Genomic DNA, 2167 nt, shown 5'->3' with positions numbered 1-2167 from the left:
ACGTTTGAGGGCAGAAGTGGTTCGATCTTCTCCCACTGCTCATCAGTGAAGACTCGGTGTCGTTGCTGTGTAGTCACGTCTCCACCGTGCCAGTCCTGGAATGGTCAATAAAGGAGACACGCCCTAGGCGGCTCTAGAACAGAGAGTTAGCATTCCAGCTTCAAAGGCCAGGGCAACCACAGTCGGTTAGTTCACGCGTCCCCGTGCACGTCCTTAGTCTGCGTCGAAAGGTCACCTACATATGCAGCACTCCAACCAAGGCGTCATCGCCCACCGTTTCGGCCCTCCGCCAGAAGTTCTCCAGCTAGAGTCCCTTGCCCCTGCAGAACTGGAACAAGGTGCCGCGGCCGTGCGGATGATTGCCTCCCCCATCAACCCCTCAGACCTCATACCGGTCTCGGGGGCCTACCCGTCCCGGACGACACTTCCCTTCATCCCCGGCTTTGAGGGAGTCGGGACCATCGAGACCGTCCACCCCGACAACGATCCGGCGCTCCTCGGCCAAAGGGTGTTACCGATCGGAGCAGCTGGCGGTTGGCAGAGCGTGAAGCCTTGCCCCCTGGCCTGGTGCATCCCGGTCCCCGACGACATCAGTGATACGGATGCGGCCACCGCCTACATTAATCCACTGACAGCCATCAGGATGATCGACCTCCACGCCAGCTCGCCCGGAATACATACCGCAGTCGTTAACGCCGCCGGTTCCGCCATCGCCCGCACCCTCGGGCATCTGCTCACTCAGCGGGGTATCCGTACCATCGGGCTCATGCGCCACCCGAGGAATGAAGAAGCCGGCAGCTGCTGGGCTCACGTGATTGACACTTCCATTGGCAGCTGGCGCGAAGAGCTCCATGCTTTTACGGGGACAGGAAGCCTCGACCTCGCGTTCGACTGCGTGGGCGGCGGTGAAGGCATCGACCTGGCACAGTCCTTGAGCCGCGGGGGAACGTTTGTGCACTACGGCTTGCTGTCCGGCCAACCACTGTCGCCCAAACTGCGGCAGGACCGGCCCGACCTCAATATTCACTACTTCCGATTGCGCGAATGGGTCCACAGCGCCAAAAGGGCACAGTTGGTCTCCGCCTTCACCCAGGTCTTCAATCTCGTGCGGGAAGGGGTCATCCGAACGCGGATACAGGAGGAGCTGCCGTTGGACGACATAGCCGAAGGGCTAGCCCTGTCGTTGAGCCAGGGATCCCAGGGTAAGGTGCTTCTGCGCCCCTGACCGATTCCTAGGTGGGGCCTTTTCGTCTCGCGGGCTTGTGTACAGGCCACTTCTGAGTTGAAGTTCATCCAGTGAAGGCGGCTTCTGAAATCTGTGCAAACGACTTCTGAAACTGACATTCTAGGCCGGAAGGATGCTGTCAAACGGGTTGCGATTCCAGCGATTGGACACATATGCCTACCGACTCCGAGAACCCCTCAGATACCGTGTTCGGACAGACCCTCGGCTACGTGCGCGTCAGCAGCGCCGATCAGAACCCTGGCCGGCAATACGAGATCATCGGTTGGTGCGATAAGACGTTCGAGGACAAGCTCAGCGGGAAATCACGCGCCAATCGCGCGGGCCTGAACAAGCTCATCGACTACGCCCGCGAAGGCGACCATATCCGTGTGGCCTCGCTGGATCGCCTCGGACGAGACGCCCGAGATCTCTACTCTCTCGTCGACACACTGACCGGGAAGGGCTGCACGGTCACCTTCGTCTCGGAGAACATCACCGTCTCCAAAGATGGCAGCTCCCCCATGCAGGAACTGTTTCTTACGTTTCTGTCGGGCATGGCCCAGTTCGAGCGCGCACGGATCCTCGAGCGCCAGCGGGAAGGGATCGAGCTGGCGAAGGCTCAAGGCGTCTATCAGCGCAAGCTCACCGACAAGGACGTGCAAGCCTGCCGGGCGATGGTCGACATGGGGATCTCCATAGCAGAGGTCGCCCGCCGCTATGAGGTCTCCCGCCAGACGCTCTACAACGCACTCAAAGGCTCAGGAGCCTACTCCCCTACCGGGTGAAGTCCCTTGCCCATTCTTCCCGTTGCTTCAGCTAGGGCATGTCTCCTTTATTGGCGGAGCCATGTCAGGATCGCGCTGATCACGACGGCCGCTCGATAGGTGATGGCGAGCTTGTCGTATCTCGTCGCTAACCCCCGCCATTGCTTGACGTAGGCAA

At 60.4% G+C, this 2167-nt stretch carries 2 protein-coding genes and 1 pseudogene; 2 read left to right on the top strand and 1 reads right to left on the bottom strand.

From position 1 onward, the window contains the following. Positions 1-241 precede the first annotated feature (241 nt). Together BSP239C_RS20265 and BSP239C_RS20260 are read left to right on the top strand one after the other, a co-directional pair. The gene (locus BSP239C_RS20265; RefSeq protein WP_101575094.1) at positions 242-1225 is read left to right on the top strand and encodes a zinc-dependent alcohol dehydrogenase family protein; all 984 of its coding nucleotides are present in this window, start codon (positions 242-244) and stop codon (positions 1223-1225) included. 173 nt (positions 1226-1398) lie between these two features. Continuing rightward, entirely contained in the window at positions 1399-2010 is a 612-nt protein-coding gene (locus BSP239C_RS20260; RefSeq protein ID WP_009885485.1) for a recombinase family protein, read from the top strand. 47 nt (positions 2011-2057) lie between these two features. Here the strand turns inward: BSP239C_RS20260 and BSP239C_RS21240 are convergent. Further along, a pseudogene (locus BSP239C_RS21240) lies at positions 2058-2167 on the bottom strand (IS5/IS1182 family transposase); the annotation flags it as partial.

Source organism: Brevibacterium sp. 239c (genome assembly GCF_900169365.1).
In the GTDB taxonomy this organism is placed as follows: Bacteria; Actinomycetota; Actinomycetes; order Actinomycetales; family Brevibacteriaceae; genus Brevibacterium.
This window is presented reverse-complemented; position numbering and strand designations above follow the sequence as displayed.

Excerpts from the sequence above, each read along its gene's own strand:
- BSP239C_RS20265 (WP_101575094.1), top strand. The coding sequence starts at position 242 with ATGCAGCACTCCAACCAAGGCGTCATCGCCCACCGTTTCGGCCCTCCG.
- BSP239C_RS20260 (WP_009885485.1), top strand. The coding sequence starts at position 1,399 with ATGCCTACCGACTCCGAGAACCCCTCAGATACCGTGTTCGGACAGACC.